The following is a 20,312-nucleotide window of genomic DNA, read 5'->3' as shown; positions in this document are numbered from 1 at the left end:
GGTGCCGAAGCTGCTTCACCTTGCCTGTTCTCCCCGCGTCGATTCGGAATCGGCCGAAGGCGCGCGCGTGTTCCTGGAATCTTTTCGCAAGGTGCGCCCGGACTGGGAGATCGACGCGATGAATCTGTGGCGCGATCCGCTGCCGGATTTCGAAGGCTATCTGCTGGAGGCCAAATATTCCCGGATCGGCGGCAAGCCCTTCACCAACTCGCAGCGTGATGCGTTTGCGATCGCCGAACGCCTCGCACTGCGGCTATCCCTGGCCGATCGGGTGCTGATCTCGACGCCGATGTGGAATTTTTCGATTCCCTACAAGCTGAAGCAGTGGTTCGACGTCATCATCCAGCCCGGCCTGACCTTCCGCTTCGATCCTGCAACAGGCTACCTGCCGCTGCTCAAGGACCGGCCGACCGTCGTGATCGTCGCCAGCGGCAGCGACTTCGTCACCGGCATGAACCGCGGCCGCATCGACATGGCGACGCCCTATTTGCGCGAGGTGCTACGCTTCATCGGCATCGCCGACGTCCGCTTCGTGCCGATCGGCCCGACCACCGGCCCCGCCGAGCCGATCCGCGCCGCGCGCGAGGCCGCGCATCGCCGGCTGGCGGAGATGGCGGGGAGATTTTGATCGCGTCGCCAACGCCGGTTTGCGCCCCGTCATCCCCGCGCAAAGGCTTTGCCTTTGCCGCTGGAGGTGCGAGCGGATCGAGCCTCGAAGGATCGACGGCCGGCGCCGGGCCGATTCATCCTTCGAGGCTCGATCCGCTCGCACCTCAGGATGACGGGGATGGGGTTGGTCTTGATTCAACTGTCAAACAGATATCGCGATGTCATCACCCGGCTTGACCGGGTGATCCAGTATTCCAGAGGCACCAGTGCTTGAGCCCAGCTGGGACGGGGATACAAATTCCGCCATGCGGGCGGCGCTTAGACCAAATGCGTAAGTAGTCGAACGGATACAGACACCCCAGCGATCTGGTTATGGAACCGTCAGCTCACAAAAAGAAACGGCATGAAGAAGCTGACCTACCGCCATCGCGACATCGAATATACGCTCTCCAACATCGAACCGGATCTCTGGAGCTGGTCATTCGAGATCAACGGCAAGACCAAAAGCGGCGTGACGCGTGCGCGGCTCGATCTGCTCGCGCAGCGCAGGGTCTGCACGCTCATCGATCGGGAATTGAAGAGCGCGGAGCGCACCCCGCCGCGCGAGCCGGGCCAGGGTCCGGGCTGATCGGCGCGCAGGCGCTGCGTGCCTGACCGCCGTACTGCATCAGCTTCAATATCTTGCTGCAGGATCTTCATGAGCCCGCACACTTCCGGTCCGGCACGCGCGATTTTATCTAGCGCGTAGCGATCCACCGCGGCCCGTCAATGGCCTTTGCTGTTGGCCGTTCAGAAGACCAGGAGCCTTGCCATGACCGACTTGATTTCCGGCATCAGGATTCCCGACAGCAAGATCGCCCGCGAGGCCGCCGAGCTGGTGCGGCAGCACGAATCCGAGATGCTGTTCAATCACTCGGTACGGGTGTTCGCGTTCGGCGCGCTGAAGGGCATCAGGCAGAATCTGAAATTCGACGCCGAGCTGCTCTATGTCGCCGCGCTGTTTCACGACCTCGGCCTTGCCGACGCCTTCCATAGCGAGACCAAGCGTTTCGAGGTCGACGGCGCCGACGCCGCGCGCGCATTTCTGCGGAGCCATGGCATTCCCGAGCCGAAGGCGGATCTGGTGTGGGAAGCGGTCGCCCTGCATACCACGCCCGGCATTCCCCAATATATGCGGCCGGAGATCGCGCTCACCAATGCGGGTGTGCTGGTCGATGTGGTCGGGGTCGGATACGACGACTACACGCCGGAGCAACGGGAGCAGGTGGTCACCGCCTTTCCGCGCGGCGACTTCAAGAACGAATTCATCCGTGAGCAGACCTGCTCGGCGTTGAAGAAGCCGCAGACCACGTTCGGCACAGTCAACTTCGACTTCATTCAGGAGCACGATCACACGTTCCACAAGCCGAACGCCTGCACCCGGATCCGCAATACGCCCTGGCGCAGCTAGGCCCTCGTTCGTCGGAAGACAAGCCGGCCGCTCAAGGCAGGCATTCAGCCGCCGACGGTTGCGGCCGGCCACAGCTTTTGGGATCGTACGCTGCGCGCGCGTGCGCGCGGCTGATGCAGGAGGTGCGGACATGGCCACCCTCAAGGATCTCACGGTCGGATTCTACAAGATCCCGCTTCCTGTCGTGCTGAGCGACTCGACGCATGGCGAGATCAAGGCGTTCGAGCTGATCACGATCCGCGTCCGCGATGCCGACGGCGCGGAAGGCACCGGCTACACCTACACGGTCGGTCGCAATGGCGGCGCCATCGCGGATATTCTGAGCCGCGAGATCGGTGAAATCGCACGCGGGATGGAGGCCGACGACACCGAGCAGCTCTGGCACAAAGTGTGGTGGGCGCTGCATTATGGCGGCCGCGGCGGGCCGTCGGTGCTGGCGCTGTCCGCGCTCGACATCGCGCTGTGGGACCTGAAGGCGCGGCGGGCGTCGCTGCCGCTGTGGCGGCTGCTCGGCGGCTTCGACCGGCGCGTGCCCTGCTATGCTGGCGGCATCGATCTCGATCTGCCGCTCGATGGCCTGCTCAAGCAGACCGACGACAATCTCGCGAAGGGATTCCGCGCCATCAAGATGAAGGTCGGCCGGGCCAGCCTCGCCGCCGACGTCGCGCGCGTGAAGGCGATGCGCGGGCATCTCGGCGAGGAGTTTCCGTTGATGGCCGATGCCAACATGAAATGGACCGTCGAGGAAGCGATCCGCGCCGCGCGCACTTTGCAGCCGTTCGACCTGACCTGGCTGGAGGAGCCGACCATCCCCGACGATGTCCCCGGCCACGCCCGCATCCTGCAGGCGGGCGGCGTGCCGATCGCAGCCGGCGAAAACCTGCGCAGCCTGTGGGAGTTCAAGCCCTACATCGCCGGCGGTGCGCTGTCCTATGCCGAACCCGACGTCACCAATTGCGGCGGCGTCACCAGCTTCATAAAGATCGCGCGGCTGGCCGAGGCCTTCAACATTCCCGTCACCAGCCACGGCGCGCACGACATCACCGTGCATCTGCTCGCGGCCTGTCCGAACCGCTCCTATCTCGAGGCGCACGGCTTCGGCCTCGACCGCTACATTGCAAATCCGCTCGTGCTGGAACAGGGCATGGCGATCGCGCCGGATCGGCCCGGGCACGGCGTCACGTTCGACTGGAAGGGATTGGAGCGGCTCAACGCCGGATGAGGGGAATGAAAATGTTTCTGGCCCCGCAAGGAGACGTGACACAGCGAGAAGGCTGGTCTGCCGGCGAGCGCTAGTCGCGCTCGCGCCAAGCTGCTAGGTTCCGGCGCTTCAGATTGCCTTTTCAAAAGGACCGGAGCAGATGGACAACCGTAGTGATGTTTGGCGCGGGGTCGATACGATCAAGCCGCGTTTCATCGAATTGAGCGACCGGGTGTGGGCGATGCCCGAGGTCTGCTACACCGAGGCGCGCTCATCCGCCGAACATCTCGCCGAACTGCGCCATCAGGGCTTCCGCATCACCGAGAACGTCGCCGGCATCCCGACCGCGGTGGTCGGCGAATGGGGCGAAGGCGGGCCGGTGATCGCCTTCATGGGTGAATACGACGCCCTGCCCGGCCTCAGCCAGGAGGCCGGTGTCGCCGAGCATCGCCCGGTCGAGGCCGGCGGCCATGGCCATGGCTGCGGCCACAATCTGCTCGGCTCCTCGGCGCTGCTCGCCGCCACCGCGGTGAAGGACTGGCTTGCCGCGAACAAGGTGCCGGGCCGCGTTCGCTATTACGGTTGCCCCGCCGAGGAAGGCGGCGCCGCGAAAGCCTTCATGGTGCGCTCCGGCGCATTCGAGGACGCCGACATCGCCATCACCTGGCATCCGCATAGCTTCTGGGAAGTGGCGGTGACGCCGTCGCTCGCCAACACCCGCGCCGACTTCATCTTCACCGGGCGCACCTCGCATGCTGCGGCCTCGCCGCATCTCGGCCGCAGCGCGCTCGACGCGGTCGAACTGATGAATGTCGGCGTCAACTACATGCGCGAGCACATGCCGAGCGATGCCCGCGTGCACTATGCGCTGCTCGACACCGGCGGCATCGCGCCCAACGTCGTTCAGGCCCATGCCCGCGTGCGCTATTCGATCCGCGCCCGCGACCTGCCCGGCATGAACGAGCTGGTCGAGCGCGTGCACAAGATCGCGCAGGGCGCCGCGTTGATGACCGAGACCAAGGTCGAGATGAAGATCATCTCCGCAGTCTCCAACATCCTGCCCAACACGCCGCTCGAGCAGGAGCTGCACCGCATCATGGAAGAGCTCGGCCCGCCGCATTTCGACGATGCCGACAAGGATTTCGCCGGCAAGATCCGCGCCACCTTGACCGACAAGGACATCGCCTCGGTCTATTACGCGATCGGCATGGAGCCGACCGACCGGCCGCTCGCCGACTTCCTGGTGCCGATGGACGCCAAGCGCAATCCGCTGATCGGCTCAACCGATGTCGGCGACGTCAGCTGGGTGGTGCCGACCGTGCAGGTGCACGCACCGACGGTTGCAATCGGCACGCCGTTCCACACCTGGCAGGTGGTGGCGCAGGGCAAGACCCCGGCCGCCCACAAGGCAATGGTGCAGGCGGCCAAGGCGATGGCCGGCCTCGGCGTCAGGGCGCTGCTGGCGCCGGAGCTGATCGAAGCCGCCAAGGCTGATCTCGTCAGGCGCACCGCACGGACGCCCTATGTCAGCCCGCTGCCCGAACATGTTGCACCGCCGTTGAACATGTCCGTGGTCTGACCGGGGAGCTGGCTCGGCCTAGGAACAAAGGATTAGCGAACAAATTTTTCGCAGTTGCGAGCGGCGCATGGCAGGCTTTTGCACGCAAATGCCGAAGCCATGTGCGCTCGCGAAGGCTTGTGCACAAGCGATAGCCAAAAGACCTAGGCGGTGTGGCGCGCCAGCCGTTGACCTGCGCCATCATTCGGTGTGCCATCTGCCGCCAACACGGTGGCCGGTTCCACGGCCAGCCGCAATCAAACGTGAGCCGGACGAGGGGACAATGTTCGACAAAGACCTGCGAACCATGATCGACGATGTGAAGGACGGACGGATGAACCGCCGCGCCTTCGTGCAGCGGATGATCGCCGTCGGCCTCACCGCGCCGATGGCCAACCAGATCCTCTCGATCGGCGGCGTCGCGATGGCGCAGAGCCCGAATCCGTACAAGCCGACCAAGCGCGGCGGCGGCGGTCCGCTGAAGCTGTTGTGGTGGCAGGGCCCGACCCTGCTCAATCCGCATTTCGCCACCGGCACCAAGGACCAGGACGGTTCGCGGCTGTTCTACGAACCGCTCGCCAGCTGGGATGCCGACGGCCATCTCAATCCGATCCTCGCCGCCGAGATTCCCTCGATCCAGAACGGCGGGCTCTCCAAGGACGCCAAGACGGTGGTCTGGAAGCTCAAGCCCGGCGTAAAATGGCACGACGGCAAGCCCCTCACCGCCGACGATCTCGTGTTCAACTGGGAATACGCCATCGATCCGGCGACCGCGGCAGTCTCGGGCGGCACCTATGCCGACATGACGGTCGAGAAGGTCGACGATCTCACCATCCGCATCACCTTCAAGCAGCCGACGCCGTTCTGGGCCAACGCCTTCGTCGGCGCCTATGGCTGCATCATCCCGAAGCATCTGTTCGCGGAGTACAAGGGCAGCAAGTCGCGCGAGGCGCCGAACAATCTGAAGCCGGTCGGCACCGGCCCCTACAAGTTCGTCGAGTTCAAGCCGGGCGACCTCGTGCGCGGCGAAATCAATCCCGACTACCACATGGCCAACCGGCCCTATTTCGACACGCTCGAGATGAAGGGCGGCGGCGACGCCGTCTCGGCGGCGCGCGCGGTGATCCAGACCGGCGAATATGATTTCGCCTGGAACATCCAGGTCGAGGACGAAGTCCTGCTGCGGTTGGAAAAAGGCGGCAAGGGCAAGACGCTTTATGCCGTCGGCGGCGACATCGAGTTCATCGCGCTCAACTTCACCGATCCGAACGTCGAGGTCGACGGCGAGCGCTCGTCGATGAAGACCAAGCATCCGATCCTGTCTGATGCCCGCGTGCGCAAGGCGCTGGCGCTGCTGGTCGACCGCGAGTCCATCAAGAAGGTGATCTACGGCCGCGCCGGCCGCACCACCGCGAACTACCTCAACGGCCCCGAGGAGTTCGTCTCCAAGAACACCAAATGGGAGTTCTCGATCGAGAAGGCGAGCGCGCTGCTCGACGAGGCCGGCTGGAAGGTCGGCGGCGACGGCGTCCGCGAGAAGGACGGCAAGAAGCTGAAGCTCCTGTACCAGACCTCGATCAACGGCCCGCGGCAGAAGACCCAGGCGATCGTCAAGCAGGCCTGCCAGAAGGCCGGCATCGATGTCGAGCTGAAATCGGTGGTAGCCTCGGTGTTCTTCTCCTCCGACGTCGCCAATCCCGACACCTACTCCAAGTTCTATGCCGACATCGAGATGTTCCAGATCCCGATGACGCAGCCCGACCCGGCGCTGCACATGCGCCGCTATCATTCGCGCGAGGTGGCCACCAAGGAGAACAAGTGGCAGGGCCGCAACTTCCCGCGCTGGGTCAACAAGGATTTTGACGCCGCGGTCGATGCCGCCGACACCGAGACCGATCCGCTCAAGCGCGCCGACCTCTACGTCAAGTCCAACGACCTGATGTGGCAGGACACGGTGGTGATCCCGGTGATGCACCGTGCTGCCGTCGAAGCCTGTTCCAACTCGCTGCGGCCGGCGCTCTCGGGCTGGGCCAACCAGACCGACAATCTGCAGGACTGGTATCGGGAAAGCTGAGCCGTGACACTGGCTCGGGATTTGCCTCTCCTTCTTCCTCTCCCCGTTCTTACGGGGTCGAGACGAGCGAAGCTCGCTCTTGGAGGGTCGGGGTGAGGGGCTGTGGCCACGAATTCGGCTCGGGGCAGAATTCGTGGAGAATCCCCCTCACCCGGAATTCAAGCTGTGCTTGAATTCCGACCTCTCCCCGCGAGCGGGGCGAGGTGAAGTCCGGGTTTGCCTTTGCATTCGAAGCTGCGTACGAGCGTTAGTCCGATAATCCCATGAGTCAGTACATCCTGCGTCGCCTGATGATCGCGATCCCGAGCCTGCTCGGGATCTCGCTGGTGCTGTTCGTCGTGCTCGCGCTGGCGCCGGGCGACCCGTTCGGCGAGCTTGCGACCAATCCCAACGTGCCGCCCGAGGTGCAGGCCGCGCTGCGCGCCAAGTTCGGCCTCGACGACCCGATCTATCTCCGCTACCTGCACTGGCTCGCGGCGATGGCGCAGGGCGACTGGGGCTTCTCCTTTGTCAGCCGGATGGATGTCGACACGCTGATCCTGCAGCGGCTGCCGACCACTCTCTACGTGATCGGCTCGGCGCAGCTGCTGGCGCTGCTGATCGCGATTCCCGTCGGCGTCTATGCCGCCACCCGGCCCTATTCGATCTTCGACCAGATCGCCAACACCTTCGCCTTCATCGGTTTCTCGCTGCCGACCTTCTTCACCGGCATCCTGTTCATCCTGATCTTCTCGGTGAAGCTGGACTGGCTGCCGTTCGTCTATTCGACCGACATCAAGGCGACCGGCATCGCCTGGGCGCTCGAGATGGTCCGGCAGGCCATCATGCCGGTGATGGTGCTCGGCCTGTTCCAGGCGGCATCGATGACCCGCTTCGTCCGCTCGGCGATGCTCGACGTGATCCGCCTCGACTATGTCACCACCGCGCGCGCCAAGGGGCTCGGCCAGGCCAAGGTGATCGTCAAGCACGTGATGCGCAATGCGATGATCCCGGTGGTCACGCTGATCGCGCTGCAGATGCCCGCCGTGTTCGGCGGCGCCATCGTCACCGAGCAGATCTTCCGGATTCCCGGCATCGGCTCACTCTTGATTTCCTCCATCCTCGCCAATGACACGCCGGTCGTGATGGCCGTGACCTTCGTCTTCGCGTGTCTCGTGGTGCTGTTCAACCTGATCGCAGATGTCCTCTATGGCTGGCTTGACCCTCGCATCTCCTTCCGCTGAACCGCGGCGCGGCTATTCGCCCTGGCGCGAGACCTGGCGGCGCTACCGCCGGCACCGGCCCGCCGTGGTCAGCGCCGTGCTTCTGCTGCTGTTGATCCTGGCCGTCGTGCTCGGACCATTCGTCTGGCGCGTCTCGATCTCGGACATGGACGTCGTCGCCGGCCTGCAGGGGCCGTCGCTGGCGCATCCGTTCGGCACCGACGATCTCGGCCAGGACATCCTCGCCCGCATGATCTATGGCGGCCGCATCTCGCTCGCGGTCGGGCTCGCCGCGATGCTGGTCTCGGTGTTCGTCGGCACGCTGATCGGCGCGCTCGCCGGCATGTCGCGCGGGCCGCTCGGCTACGCGCTGATGTGGTTGACCGACCTGTTCCTGTCGCTGCCGCAGCTGCCGCTGCTGCTGATGCTGATCTATCTGTTCCGCGACGGGCTGAAGGCGGTCTTCGGCCCGGAGGGCGGCATCTTCATCCTGATCGTGCTCGTCATCGGCGGCCTGCGCTGGATGCCGGTGGCGCGGCTGGTGCGTGCCCAGTTCCTCTCTCTGCGCGAAAAGGAGTTCGTCGAGGCCGCGCGCGCGCTCGGCGCGAGCCCAACCCGGCAGGTGGTGCGCCACATCCTGCCCAACGCGCTCGGTCCCGTCATCATCGCCGGCACCATCGACGTCGCCGCAGCGATCATCGCGGAATCGACGCTGTCGTTCCTCGGCCTCGGCTTCCCGCCCGATACCCCGACCTGGGGGCGCATCCTCTATGACGCCAAGGATTTTCTCGACATCGGCCCGCACTGGGCGCTGTTCCCCGGCGGCGCGATCTTCATCGCCGTCGTCGCCATCAACTTCATCGGCGACGGGCTGCGCGATGCGCTCGACGCGCGCAAGGTGATCTGATGGCGCTGCTCGACATCAAGGGCCTGAAAACCCACTTCACCACCGACGACGGCATCCTGCAGGCGGTCGACGGCGTCGACATCTCGATCAACCGCGGCGAGACGCTATGCGTGGTCGGCGAATCCGGCTGCGGCAAGACCGTCACCGCGATGTCGATCCTGAAGCTGATCGCGATGCCGCCGGGCAAGATCGTCGCCGGCGAGATCATCTTCGAGGGCCGCGACCTGGTGCCGCTGAGCTCCAGCGAACTCGACGACATCAGAGCCAAGGAGATCGGCTTCATCTTCCAGGAGCCCATGACCTCGCTCAATCCGGTGCTGACGATCGGCGAGCAGATCGCCGAGAGCCTGCGCCGCCACGAGGCGGTGACCAGGAAGCAAGCGCTCGAGCGCACCATCGAGATGCTCAAGCTGGTGCAGATCCCCAATGCCGCGGGCCGCGTGCATCACTATCCGCACCAGTTCTCCGGCGGCATGCGCCAGCGCGTGATGATCGCGATGGCGCTGGCCTGCCGGCCCAAGCTCGTGATCGCGGATGAGCCGACCACCGCGCTCGACGTCACCATCCAGGCGCAGATCCTCGACCTGTTGCAGGACATGAAGGAACGCTTCGGCATGGCGGTGATGCTGATCACGCACGCGATGGGCGTGGTCGCCGAGACCGCGCAGCGCGTCGTCGTGATGTATGCCGGCAAGGTGGTGGAAGAGGCACCGGTCGACGAATTGTTCGGCAACCCGCGGCATCCCTACACGCAAGGGCTGATCAGATCGATCCCGCGCATCGATCTCGACGCCGCGCACAAGACCCGGCTGGAAGCGATCGGCGGCTCGGTGCCGATCCTGATCAACCCGACGCCCGGCTGCCGTTTTGCGCCCCGCTGCAAGCACGCCATGAGCATCTGCACCCAGACGGAGCCGCGGCAGCGCGAGATCGCACCCGGCCATCGCATGGCCTGTCACCTCGGAGACGCGCAATGAGCGAACCCTTGCTGCGCGTCAGCAATCTGAAGAAGCACTTTCCGGTGCTCGGCGGGCTGCTCTCGCGCGAGATCGGCCAGGTCTATGCGGTCGACGGCGTGTCGTTCACGGTCAACCGCGGCGAGACGCTGGGGCTGGTCGGCGAATCCGGCTGCGGCAAGTCGACCACCGGCCGCTGCGTGCTGCGGCTGATCGAGCCGACCTCCGGCGAGGTGGTGTTCGACGGCCGGAGCGTGACGGGCCTCGGCGGCGGCGATCTGCGCGCGATGCGGCGCAACATGCAGCTGGTGTTCCAGGACCCGTTCGCCTCGCTCAATCCGCGCATGACGGTCGGCGCCATCCTCGCCGAGCCCTTTATCATCCACGGCACCGTCACCTCAGCCAGCGAGCGCGACGACCGCGTCGCAAGCCTCTTGGTCAAGGTCGGGCTGAAGGCCGAGCACATGCGGCGCTACCCGCATGAATTCTCCGGCGGCCAGCGCCAGCGCATCGCGATCGCCCGCGCGCTGACCCTGGAGCCGAAGCTGATCGTCTGCGACGAGCCGGTGTCGGCGCTCGACGTCTCGATCCAGGCCCAGGTGATCAACCTCCTTGAGGATCTGCAGGCCGAGTTGAACCTGACCTACCTGTTCGTCGCCCATGATCTCTCGGTGGTCGAGCACATCTCGGACCGCGTCGCCGTGATGTATCTCGGCCGCATCGTCGAGCTCGCCAAAGCGAGCGACCTCTATCGCAACCCGCAGCATCCCTATACGCGGGCGCTGCTCTCGGCAGTGCCGGTGCCGGATCCGAAGGCGAAGCGCGATCGCATCCGCCTCAAGGGCGACGTGCCGAGCCCGATGAACCCGCCGAAGGGCTGTCATTTCCACACCCGCTGCCCGATCGCCGAGGAGCGCTGCAAGCAGAGCTCGCCAGAGCTGCGCGAAGGCAGCAACGGGCATTTTGTGGCGTGCCACCTGGCCTAAACGGAACCCCGTAGCCCGGATGGAGCGCAGCGCAATCCGGGACCAGCGCTACCGCAGGACGGACTGCCCCGGATTTCGCTTCGCTCCATCCGGGCTACGGCACTACCCAAAATGTGGAAAACAACCCCATGCAAAGTAGCCGGGCGGCAGGCGGCGCTCGTCCAGGCAACTTGACACGCCGGGCAACTCAGGGGTATTATTCCAATATTCCGAAACCGTCCGAACACTCAATCGCCAGCGCCGGCGCTTCCTTACCCGTAGCCCGGATCGAGCGCAGCGCAATCCGGGAACGGCGGCGCCGCAGGACAGACTGCCCCGGATTTCGCTTCGCTCCATCCGGGCTACGGAGCCTACGTTCACTCACCGCGCCACCACTCCCTCACCGTCACCCTGAGGTGCCCGCTTCTTCAGCGGGCCTCGAAGGGTCGACGGCCCGGCTTTGTCCAAGAGCGCGTTGAAGCATCGGGGCCGTGCATCCTTCGATGCTCGCTCCGCTCGCACCTCAGGATGACGGGTCAGACGGCGCTACCCAACGTCTTGGCTAACGTTGTCTCTTCGCGGCCTTCCTCTTGCTCTTCCTCTTAACCTTCGGTCGCGCAGAAGGCGCCTCCCTCACCGCCTCCACCTCACCCGCATCCGTCCGCAACGTCTCCAGCAGCCAGTCACGAAACGCGCGCATGCCCGGCGTGACGTCCTTCGACTTCAGCCAGGTCAGCCAGTACGAGCCTGCCGGCACCTCGGCCGCGAACGGGCGGGCCAGCCGGCCGGTGACGAGCTCATTGCCGAACATCGCGACCGGCACCAGACCGATGCCGACGCCACGCGCAGCGGCTTCCGCCATCGCGACCGAGCTGTCGAAGATCGGCCCCTGGATCTTCGGGCACGGCGCCCCGGCGACCGCGAACCACAGCGGCCATTCCTCGGCGCGATAGGAGCGCAGCAGGAATTCCTGCGTGAGGTCGGACGGCTTGCGCAGCCGCGTGGCGATGTCGGGCCGGCACACCGGCGACAGCGGCGCGGACAACAGGTGGATCGCCTCGGTGCCGTGCCAGGAGCCGTCGCCGAACCGCAGCGCGAGGTCGAGCCCGTCACCAGCGATGTCGACGCGGTTGTTGTTGGTGAGCAGCCGCAGGTCGATATAGGGATACGCGCGCTTGAAGCGGTCGATCCGCTGCAGCAGCCAGCCGGTGGCGAAGGTCGTGACGCAACCGACGGTGACGACCTCGCGCGTGCCCTTGGCCTCGATGCGGTCGATCGCGGCGCCGATGCGGTCCAGCGCATCGGTGAGCACGGGCAACAGCGCGAGGCCCTCGTCGGTGAGCACCAGCCCGCGCGGCAGGCGGCGGAACAGCGACGCGCCGAGCGTGCCCTCGAGCTGCTTGACCTGATGGCTGATCGCGGTCTGCGTCACACGCAGCTCCATCCCGGCACGGGTGAAGCTGAGCAGCCGCGCCGAGGCCTCGAAAGCGCGCAGCGCGTTCAACGGGAGATGCCGGCGCACGCGGTCATGACCAAGTTTTCCTCATGCCTCGCTGTATAAATGATTGTTTGTCGATCGTCACGCCGGACGGCAGGTTCGCGGCAGCAACGGAGAATCGACATGCTGACGAGACGGACATTCGGCGCGCGCACGCTGGGCCTTGCGGTTTCATTCGCGCTGCCGAGATACAGCGCGGCGGCGGAACGCGACGAGGTGACGCAGCGGCTGCAGCAGGAGTTTTCCCGCATCGAGCAAGGAACCGGCGGCCGGCTCGGCATCGCCGCGCTCGACACCGAAACCGGATTACGCGCCGGCCTGCGCGCCGACGAGCGCTTTCCGATGTGCAGCACCTTCAAGGCGCTGGCATCGGCCGCGGTGCTGCGCCGGGTCGACCGCGGCGAATCCCGCCTCGATCAACGGGTGCGGTTCGAGGCCAAGGATATCTTGGCCAACTCGCCGGTGACCAAGGAACACGTTACATCCGGCATGACGCTCGCCGAGATCTGCGAGGCCGCGATCACCCGCAGCGACAACACCGCCGGCAACATGATTCTCCGCGAGATCGGCGGGCCTGAAGGCTTCACCAGCTTCTTCCGCTCTATCGGCGACACCGTCAGCCGGCTCGATCGCTGGGAGCTGGCGCTGAACGAGGCCGTGCCGGGCGATCCGCGCGACACCACCAGCCCGACCGCGATGCTGAAGAATTTGCAGCGCGTGCTGCTCGGCGATGCCCTGTCGGCGTCCTCGCGCCAGCAGTTGGCGGACTGGATGGTCGCCAACAAGACCGGCGACGCGCGGCTGCGCGCCGGTGTGCCGAGGGACTGGCGAGTCGGCGACAAGACCGGTACCGGCGAGCGCGCTACCTACAACGACATCGGCGTGTTCTGGCCGCCCGGCCGCAAGCCGATCGTGATCACGGTGTATCTCACCGGTGCCACCGCGCCTGCGGACAAGTGCAACGAGGCGATTGCCAGCGTGGCGCGCGCGGTGGTTGGTGCGAGTGCGGGGCAGACGAATTAGCTTTGCCCTCGTCATCCCTCCACCCATCCCCCGTCATCCTGAGGAGCGGCGTTAGCCGCGTCTCGAAGGATCAATCGGCCCGGCTGGTGGCCGTCGCCCCTTCGAGACGCGCGCGAGTGCGCGCTCCTCAGGGTGACGGGTGGAATAGCGGTGCAACACACTCGGTGTCGCCCCTGCGAAAGCGGGGACGACACTGAATGCTGGGCGGCCGCTGGTGAGTCATACAGGGGATGACGGGTCCTCCCGCCCCACTCCCACAACCACCCGACGCTCCATTCGCGTCGTGGATGGTGGCTAGATCGTCCCGCCACCAGCGAAGATTTCGACGACCACGGCGCGATTGGCAGCCCTGTTCATCGCGGTCGTGTTGTCCTTCAGATACTCGAAGTGTGGAGCGGGCTTGACGGAGAAGACGCGCGAGCGGGCGCTTGGCCCGAACAGATGAAAGACGTTCTTGGCCCGGCCCGTGCGCAGGAAGTTGTTGTTCCGTTCGCCGCCGGTGCTGTCGCTGTATCCGACGATCTGGAACTGCAGGGACTTGTCGGTCTCGAATCGCATGAGCTGCGCCGCCAGCAGCGGATCGCGCTTGGCGATGTTCTTGAGATGCCGCCAGTCGACACCGAAATCCCAGATGATGAGATATTGGCAGGCGGCAGCCGGCGGAACCAGACTGACGTCCGCACCGAGATGGCCGACCTCGGTGCGGGACGTCGCGACTTCATTGGCAAGGTAGGGAAAGACGGCGGCGTTGTACACCTTGGCAAGCGGCGCGCATTGCAGTTGCGGCGCCGCCATATTCGGCATCGGTTCCACCGGGCCTGGCGGCGTGTATTGCGGCAGCGGCAGCGGCGCGCGTCCCATGGCAATATTCCCCGTTGCTGGCGTGGCCTGCTCAAGGCGGAGCACGGGAGCATCCGCCACGGCTATGACTAGTAGTGGCGCGAGCGGTCGGGGAAGTTCAAAGGCAAGGTACGAGCGCCCTCAACAGTCATTCCCGGGCGATGCGCAACTTCGAGCGATTGTTCCGATGCTGACGGATGATTCTCCGTGTCATTCCGGGACACCCGCGGAAAAGTGCAACACGGCGATTGCCCGTGCGGCACGGACGGTGGTTGGTGCGGGCACGGGGCAGACGAATTAGTTTTGCCTCGTCATCCGTCCGCTATCCCGTCATCCTGAGGAGCGCGTAGCGCGTCTCGAAGGATGAATCGGCCCGGCTGGTGGCCGTGCACCCTTCGAGGCTCGCTCCGCTCGCACCTCAGGATGACGGGTCGAACAGCAGTGCAGCATATCCTGTATCGTCCCTGCTTTCGCAGGGACGACACTGAATGCCTGGCGGCTGCTTGTGAGTCTTACAGGGGGTGACGCATGCGCTGCCGCCCTACTCCCACGACCACGCCGAGAAATCGTTCTCGAACTGCGGGACTTCCTTCCAGACGCCCTTCAGCTTCTTGCTCGTGATCGTGATCCATTGCGGCTGGAACAGGAAGCCGGCGACCGCGTCGGTCGCCAGCATGCGCTGGGCGTCGCCGAGCAGCTTGGCGCGGCCGGCTTCGTCCGGTGTCGACATGATCTGCTTGTAGAGCGCGTTGAACGCCTCGTTGTTGTAGCCGAGATAATAGTCGGGCTCGGTAATCTTCACGAGGTCGAACGGCTCGACATGCGAGACGATGGTGAGATCGAAATTGTGCGGGCCGTTGCCGGCGAACACCTGCGACAGCCACTGTGCCCATTCGACGTTCTCGATCTTGGCCGTGATGCCGATCTTGGCGAGCTGCGCCGCGAGGATCTCGCCGCCCTGCCGTGCGTAGGGCGGCGGCGGCAGTTTCAGGGAGAGCTCGAGCGGTGTCTTGACGCCGGCTTCGGCCAGCAGCTTCTTGGCCTTTTCAGGATCGTAGGGATTGATGCCGGTGGTATCGACATAGCCGAGCGAGCCCGGCACGTAGAAGCTGCCGATCGGCGTGCCGAAGCCGTCGACGGCGCCGTCGATCATCGCCTTGCGGTCGATCGCGGCGAGGATGGCGCGGCGAACTCTGACGTCGTCGAGCGGTTTCTTGCGCTCGTTGATGCCGACGATGGTCTTGGCCTTGGAGCCGCCGACCAGCACGGTGAAGCGCGGATCGGCCTTGAACTGCGCAAGACTGCGGGCCGCGGCGACGCGCGGGAACGCATCGACGTCACCCGACAGCAGCGCCGCGACCTGCGCGGCGGGATCGCCGATGAAGCGGATCGTCACCTTGGACAGCTTGATCGCAGCCGCGTTGCGATACTCCGGCCACTTCGCCAGCGTGATGGACGAGCCCTTGGCCCAGGCACTGAGCGTGTAGGGGCCGGTGCCGACCGGCTGCGTCACGTCAGTCGGCGCGCTCTTCGGCTCGACGATCGAGCCCGACGCCTGACCGATCAGGAACGGCAGGTTCGGCTCGGAATATTTCAGCTTCACCACGACGGTCTCAGCATCGGGCGCGGTGACGGACTCGAAGGCCTGGTACAGGCTCTTGTCCTTGTTGGTCGAGGTCGGCGCCGCGTTGCGCTCGTAGGAGAATTTCACCGCCGCGGAATCGAACGGCTCGCCATTGTGGAATTTGACGCCCTTGCGGAGCTTGAAGGTGTAGGTCGTCAGATCCGGCGAGGCCTGCCAGCTCTCGGCGAGCAGCGGCGACACCGAGCCATCCTCGTTGATCTTCGTCAGCGTCTCATAGATGTTGTAGAGCGTGACCTCGGCGATCGCCGCGGCCGCCGCGTTGGTGGGATCGAGCCCCGGCGGCTCCAGCGTCATGCCCATCACGACGCTGTCCTTCTTGGACTGCGCCAGACCCGGCAGCGGCGCCATGGCGAACGCGGCAGCCACCGCAGCGATGCACAATCTCTTCAACATTGGTTCGATCCCCCGGACATGATTTTTTGAAAGCCTAGGCCACTTCAGCAGAAAAGGCTAACCCGCCTCCGCCACCGCCGGCGGCAGCGCCATCACCGCCTCCGCGCGATGGCACGCGGCGAGATGGGCCGGCCCCACATCGCGTAGCGCAGGCGCGATCTCGCGACAATGCTGGTCGGCCAGCGGACAGCGCGGCGCGTAGGGACACCCCGTACCGGCAGATGATTGCGAGGCGATCGCCTGGGCGCCGCGACGCCGACGGGCGCCGCCGGCCTGGGCGCGCGGCACGGCATCCAGCAGCGCGCGCGTATAAGGATGAGCGCTGTGCGCGAACAGATCCTCCGGCCGCCCCTGCTCGACGATGCGGCCGAGATACATCACCGCGATCTCGTCGCAGATCAGATCGACCACCGCGAGGTCGTGGCTGATCAGGATGTAGCTGAGCCCGAACTGGTCCTGCAGGTCCTGCATCAAATTGAGCACCTGCGCCTGCACGGAGACGTCGAGCGCGCTGACCGGCTCGTCGGCGACGATCAGCTTGGGCTGGGTGATCAGCGCGCGCGCGATCGCGATGCGCTGGCGCTGGCCGCCCGAGAACTCATGCGGAAATTTGTCCATGTCGGCGTCACGCAGGCCGACCTGACGCAGCACCGCCGCGACCCGCTCGCGCAGGGTGCCGCGATCGATCCGCCCCAGCGCGGTCAGCGGCTCGGCGACGATCCGCGCGATGGTCTGCCGTGGATCGAGCGAGCCGTAGGGATCCTGGAACACCATCTGGAAGTCGCGGCGCGCGCGGCGGAGTTCATCGGCGGGCAGCTGATTGAGATCGCGGCCGAGCAGCGAGACCGAGCCCGACGTCGGCCGCTCCAGCGCCATCACGACGCGCGCAAAGGTGGATTTGCCGGAGCCGGACTCGCCGACCACGCCCAGGCTCCTGCCCGCCATGACCTGCGCGGTGACGCCGTTGAGCGCATGCACCTGCGCCGGCGGCTTGAACAGGCTTTCACGCGGCAGGGTGTAGCGCTGCACGAGATCCTTCACGTCGAGCAGCGGCGTTGCGCGCACGGAAGTCTCGCCGGTCATGCGGGGGCTCCCACGGCGGCGGCCATCGAGACGTCGGTCCTGACACAGCGCACGCCATGGCCGGCGCCGACATCCACCACACTTGGCAGCGCGGTGCGACAGCGATCCTCGACGAGCACGCAGCGATCGGCGAAGGTGCAGCCCGCGGGCAGATCGGCCAGCTCGGGCACGGTGCCGGCGATGGTCGTCAGCCGCGTGCCCTTGCGCGCGCCGAGCCGTGGGCGGGCGCGGAACAGGCCCTGCGAGTAGGGATGGCCCATCCGGTTGAACACCGCATCGGTGGCGCCGCTTTCGACCACGGTGCCGCCATACATTACCATCATGCGCTGCACGTTCTCGGCGATCACGCCGAGATCGTGCGAGATCAGGATCATCGACATGCCGCGCTCCTCGACCAGATCGGCGATCAGATCGAGGATCTGGCCCTGGATGGTGACGTCGAGCGCGGTGGTCGGCTCGTCGGCGATCAGCACGTCGGGTTGGCAGGCCAGCGCCATCGCGATCGTGATGCGCTGGCGCTGGCCGCCGGAGAACTGGTGCGGGTAGGCATCGACGCGCCTGGCCGCATCGGAAAGCCCGACGCGGTCGAGCAAGTCAATCGCCTGCTTGCGCGCCTCGCCCGCCGAGCAGCCGGTGTGCCGGCGCAACGGCTCGGCGACCTGCCGGCCGATGGTGTGCATCGGATTGAGCGCGGTCATCGGCTCCTGGAAGATCATGCTGATGCGATTGCCGCGCAGCTTGCAGTAATTCGCATCCGATAGCCCGAGCAGCTCCGAGCCCTCGAGCCGGATGCTGCCGCTGACGACGGCGCTGTCCGGCAACAGGCCCATCAATGCGAGCGCGGTGACGGATTTTCCGCAGCCGGATTCGCCGACCAGCCCGAGCGTCTCCCCGCGCTTCAACGAGAAACTGACGCCGCGGACGGCCTGCGCCGGACCGCGGCTGGTGTTGAGCCTGATACCGAGATCCCTGACCTCGATCAGCGGTGCGCCTGCCTCGCTCATGCTCATCGCTCCCGCGCCAGCCGCGGATCGAGCAGATCGCGCAGGCCGTCGCCGAGCAGATTGAGGCCGAGCACGGCGATCGCGATCGCTGCTCCCGGATAGACCGCGAGCATCGGCGACTGGAACAGCAGCGTCTGCGCGTCGTTCAGCATCCGCCCCCAGGACGGCTGCGGCGGCTGGGTGCCGAGCCCGAGATAGGACAGCGCGGCCTCGGCGAGGATCGCAAGAGCGAACTGGATCGTCGCCTGCACGATCAGGATCGACAGGATGTTCGGCAGCACGTGCTCGATGGTGATGCGGAAGCCGCCCTTGCCGGCGGCGCGCGCGGCCAGCACGAATTCGCGCGCCCAGATCGCGTTGGCGGAGCCGCGGGTGACGCGGACGAAGGTCGGGATCTGGAAGATGCCGATCGCGGTGATCGAGGTCAGCATGCCCGGGCCGGCCACCGCAGCGAGCATGATCGCCGACAGCACCGCCGGAAAGGCGAAGGTGAAATCGCTGAAGCGCATGATGAGCTCCTCGGTCCAGCCCTTGCACGCGGCCGCGATCAGGCCGAGGCAGACGCCGAAGGAGAGACCGATGCTAACGGCGATAACGCCGACCATGATGGTGGCGCGTGCGCCGACCAGCAGCAGCGAGACGATGTCGCGGCCGAGCACGTCGGTGCCGAGCCAATGCGCCGCCGACGGCGGCCGCAGCTTCGAAGCGACGTCGATGTCGTAGGCCGACCATGGCGTCCAGACCAGCGACAGCAGCGCGGCGCCGAGCACCAATAGGCTGAGCACGGCGCCGAGCACGAAGCTGCGGTGGCGCAGCGCGCGGCGCCAGAAGCCTGTTGCGGGCCGAGCACCCGGTGTCAGCGCCGGCGCACCGGCTGAAGCGGTCAGCGGCGCGCTCACAGGTTGGCCACCTTGATGCGCGGGTCGATGAAGGCATAGAGCACATCGACCACGAAGTTGACGATGACCACCATGGCCGCGAGCAGCATCACGCAATTGCGCACCACGATCAGGTCGCGATTGGCGATCGACTGGAAGATCAGCCGGCCGAGGCCGGGCAGATAGAACACGTTCTCGATCACGATGGTGCCGGCCAGGAGATTGGCGAATTGCAGGCCCATCACCGTCATGACAGGGATCATGGCGTTGCGCAGCACGTGGCGCCACAGCACCTCGCGCTTGCCGAGCCCCTTTGCGCGCGCCGTTCGGACAAAGTCCTCGCGCAGCACCTCGAGCACGGCCGAGCGCGTGACGCGGGCGAGGATCGCGGCCTGCACCACGGCGAGCGAGATCGCCGGCAGCAGCAGCGACTTGATGCCCGGCCAGATGCCGTCATCCCAGCCGGCAAAGCCGCCGGCGGAGAGCAATTGCAGCTTCACCGAGAACAGCAGGATCAGCAGGATCGCGAACCAGAAGTTCGGCAACGCGATGCCGACCTGGGTCAGCGACATCACGCCGACGTCGCCGGCCTTGTTGTGATTGGCGGCGGTGTAGATGCCGGCGGTGAGCGCCAGCACCACCGTGATCGCCATCGCCATGATCGCGAGCGGGATCGTCAGCACCAGCCGCTCCGCGATCAGGCCGGCCACCGGCGTGCCGTAGACATAGGAGTTGCCGAGGTCGCCCGACACCATGCCCTTGATCCAGAGCAGATAGCGCACCGTCAGCGGCTGATCGAGCCCGAGCTTGACGGTGAGCGCCCGCACCGCATCGGGCGAAGCGTCGGCGCCCATCAGCATCTGCGCGGCATTGCCGGGCAGCGCATCCAGCACCAGGAAAATGATCAGCGAGGCGGCGAACAGCGTCGCCACCAGGGTCAGAATCCGCCGTAGGAGGAATACGCTCATGCGCTCCGGACTTCAGAGATACGGAGCTGCACGTTTCAACATCTTCAGCGGCGAATGC

The 20,312-nt window shown here is 65.9% G+C and carries 18 protein-coding genes; 11 read left to right on the top strand and 7 right to left on the bottom strand.

The window, feature by feature from the left end; all coding sequences use genetic code 11:
• The first annotated feature begins 1 nt into the window (after position 1).
• The 10 genes from JQ633_RS08450 to JQ633_RS08405 all read left to right on the top strand — a co-directional run bounded on the left by JQ633_RS08450 (position 2) and on the right by JQ633_RS08405 (position 10,943).
• The gene (locus tag JQ633_RS08450; protein ID WP_211984475.1) at positions 2–628 is read left to right on the top strand and encodes an FMN-dependent NADH-azoreductase; all 627 of its coding nucleotides are present in this window, start codon (positions 2–4) and stop codon (positions 626–628) included.
• A 384-nt stretch (positions 629–1,012) separates the two neighbouring features.
• On the top strand, positions 1,013–1,237 hold the full coding sequence (locus JQ633_RS08445) for a hypothetical protein (protein WP_211984473.1): 225 nt from the start codon (positions 1,013–1,015) through the stop codon (positions 1,235–1,237).
• Between the two features lie 183 nt (positions 1,238–1,420).
• Positions 1,421–2,059, top strand: coding sequence for an HD domain-containing protein (locus tag JQ633_RS08440; RefSeq protein ID WP_211984471.1), 639 nt, complete (start codon positions 1,421–1,423; stop codon positions 2,057–2,059).
• A 130-nt stretch (positions 2,060–2,189) separates the two neighbouring features.
• On the top strand, positions 2,190–3,281 hold the full coding sequence (locus tag JQ633_RS08435) for a mandelate racemase/muconate lactonizing enzyme family protein (RefSeq protein ID WP_211984470.1): 1,092 nt from the start codon (positions 2,190–2,192) through the stop codon (positions 3,279–3,281).
• 139 nt (positions 3,282–3,420) lie between these two features.
• On the top strand, positions 3,421–4,839 hold the full coding sequence (locus JQ633_RS08430) for a M20 family metallopeptidase (protein WP_211984469.1): 1,419 nt from the start codon (positions 3,421–3,423) through the stop codon (positions 4,837–4,839).
• Between the two features lie 262 nt (positions 4,840–5,101).
• The gene (locus JQ633_RS08425) at positions 5,102–6,892 is read left to right on the top strand and encodes a peptide ABC transporter substrate-binding protein (protein WP_211984468.1); all 1,791 of its coding nucleotides are present in this window, start codon (positions 5,102–5,104) and stop codon (positions 6,890–6,892) included.
• Between the two features lie 263 nt (positions 6,893–7,155).
• Positions 7,156–8,115 (top strand): ABC transporter permease, encoded by a 960-nt coding sequence (locus JQ633_RS08420; RefSeq protein WP_211984467.1) that lies wholly within the window; start codon positions 7,156–7,158, stop codon positions 8,113–8,115.
• Positions 8,081–9,001 carry an ABC transporter permease gene (locus tag JQ633_RS08415; protein WP_211984466.1) on the top strand — a complete coding sequence of 307 codons (921 nt, stop codon included), beginning with the start codon at positions 8,081–8,083 and terminating at the stop codon, positions 8,999–9,001. The genes JQ633_RS08420 and JQ633_RS08415 overlap by 35 nt, the downstream gene beginning before the upstream one ends.
• A complete protein-coding gene (locus tag JQ633_RS08410; protein ID WP_211984940.1) occupies positions 8,998–9,978 on the top strand; it encodes an ABC transporter ATP-binding protein in 981 nt (326 codons plus the stop codon). Before JQ633_RS08415 ends, JQ633_RS08410 begins: the two co-directional genes overlap by 4 nt.
• Complete coding sequence (locus tag JQ633_RS08405; RefSeq protein WP_211984465.1) at positions 9,975–10,943, top strand: ABC transporter ATP-binding protein; 969 nt, start codon at positions 9,975–9,977, stop codon at positions 10,941–10,943. The genes JQ633_RS08410 and JQ633_RS08405 overlap by 4 nt, the downstream gene beginning before the upstream one ends.
• A gap of 541 nt (positions 10,944–11,484) precedes the next feature.
• Here the strand turns inward: JQ633_RS08405 and JQ633_RS08400 are convergent.
• The gene (locus tag JQ633_RS08400) at positions 11,485–12,444 is read right to left on the bottom strand and encodes a LysR substrate-binding domain-containing protein (protein ID WP_211984464.1); all 960 of its coding nucleotides are present in this window, start codon (positions 12,442–12,444) and stop codon (positions 11,485–11,487) included.
• A gap of 99 nt (positions 12,445–12,543) precedes the next feature.
• Here JQ633_RS08400 and bla point away from each other — a divergent pair, with 99 nt between their 5' ends.
• On the top strand, positions 12,544–13,443 hold the full coding sequence (gene bla, locus JQ633_RS08395; protein ID WP_211984462.1) for a class A beta-lactamase: 900 nt from the start codon (positions 12,544–12,546) through the stop codon (positions 13,441–13,443).
• Between the two features lie 294 nt (positions 13,444–13,737).
• Here the strand turns inward: bla and JQ633_RS08390 are convergent, their stop codons facing one another.
• The 6 genes from JQ633_RS08390 to JQ633_RS08365 all read right to left on the bottom strand — a co-directional run bounded on the left by JQ633_RS08390 (position 13,738) and on the right by JQ633_RS08365 (position 20,254).
• Positions 13,738–14,349, bottom strand: a complete 612-nt coding sequence (locus JQ633_RS08390; protein ID WP_349631538.1) for a hypothetical protein — start codon at positions 14,347–14,349, stop codon at positions 13,738–13,740.
• A gap of 475 nt (positions 14,350–14,824) precedes the next feature.
• The gene (locus JQ633_RS08385) at positions 14,825–16,321 is read right to left on the bottom strand and encodes an ABC transporter substrate-binding protein (RefSeq protein WP_211984460.1); all 1,497 of its coding nucleotides are present in this window, start codon (positions 16,319–16,321) and stop codon (positions 14,825–14,827) included.
• Positions 16,322–16,378: 57 nt separating this feature from the next.
• On the bottom strand, positions 16,379–17,386 hold the full coding sequence (locus JQ633_RS08380) for an ABC transporter ATP-binding protein (RefSeq protein ID WP_211984938.1): 1,008 nt from the start codon (positions 17,384–17,386) through the stop codon (positions 16,379–16,381).
• A gap of 14 nt (positions 17,387–17,400) precedes the next feature.
• A complete protein-coding gene (locus JQ633_RS08375; RefSeq protein WP_211984458.1) occupies positions 17,401–18,408 on the bottom strand; it encodes an ABC transporter ATP-binding protein in 1,008 nt (335 codons plus the stop codon).
• 2 nt (positions 18,409–18,410) lie between these two features.
• Complete coding sequence (locus JQ633_RS08370; protein ID WP_211984456.1) at positions 18,411–19,307, bottom strand: ABC transporter permease; 897 nt, start codon at positions 19,305–19,307, stop codon at positions 18,411–18,413.
• On the bottom strand, positions 19,304–20,254 hold the full coding sequence (locus JQ633_RS08365) for an ABC transporter permease (protein WP_211984454.1): 951 nt from the start codon (positions 20,252–20,254) through the stop codon (positions 19,304–19,306). The genes JQ633_RS08370 and JQ633_RS08365 overlap by 4 nt, the downstream gene beginning before the upstream one ends.
• Positions 20,255–20,312: the final 58 nt, after the last annotated feature.

The organism is Bradyrhizobium tropiciagri, assembly GCF_018130505.1.
GTDB classification, from domain to species: Bacteria; Pseudomonadota; Alphaproteobacteria; order Rhizobiales; family Xanthobacteraceae; genus Bradyrhizobium; species Bradyrhizobium tropiciagri_B.
This window is presented reverse-complemented; position numbering and strand designations above follow the sequence as displayed.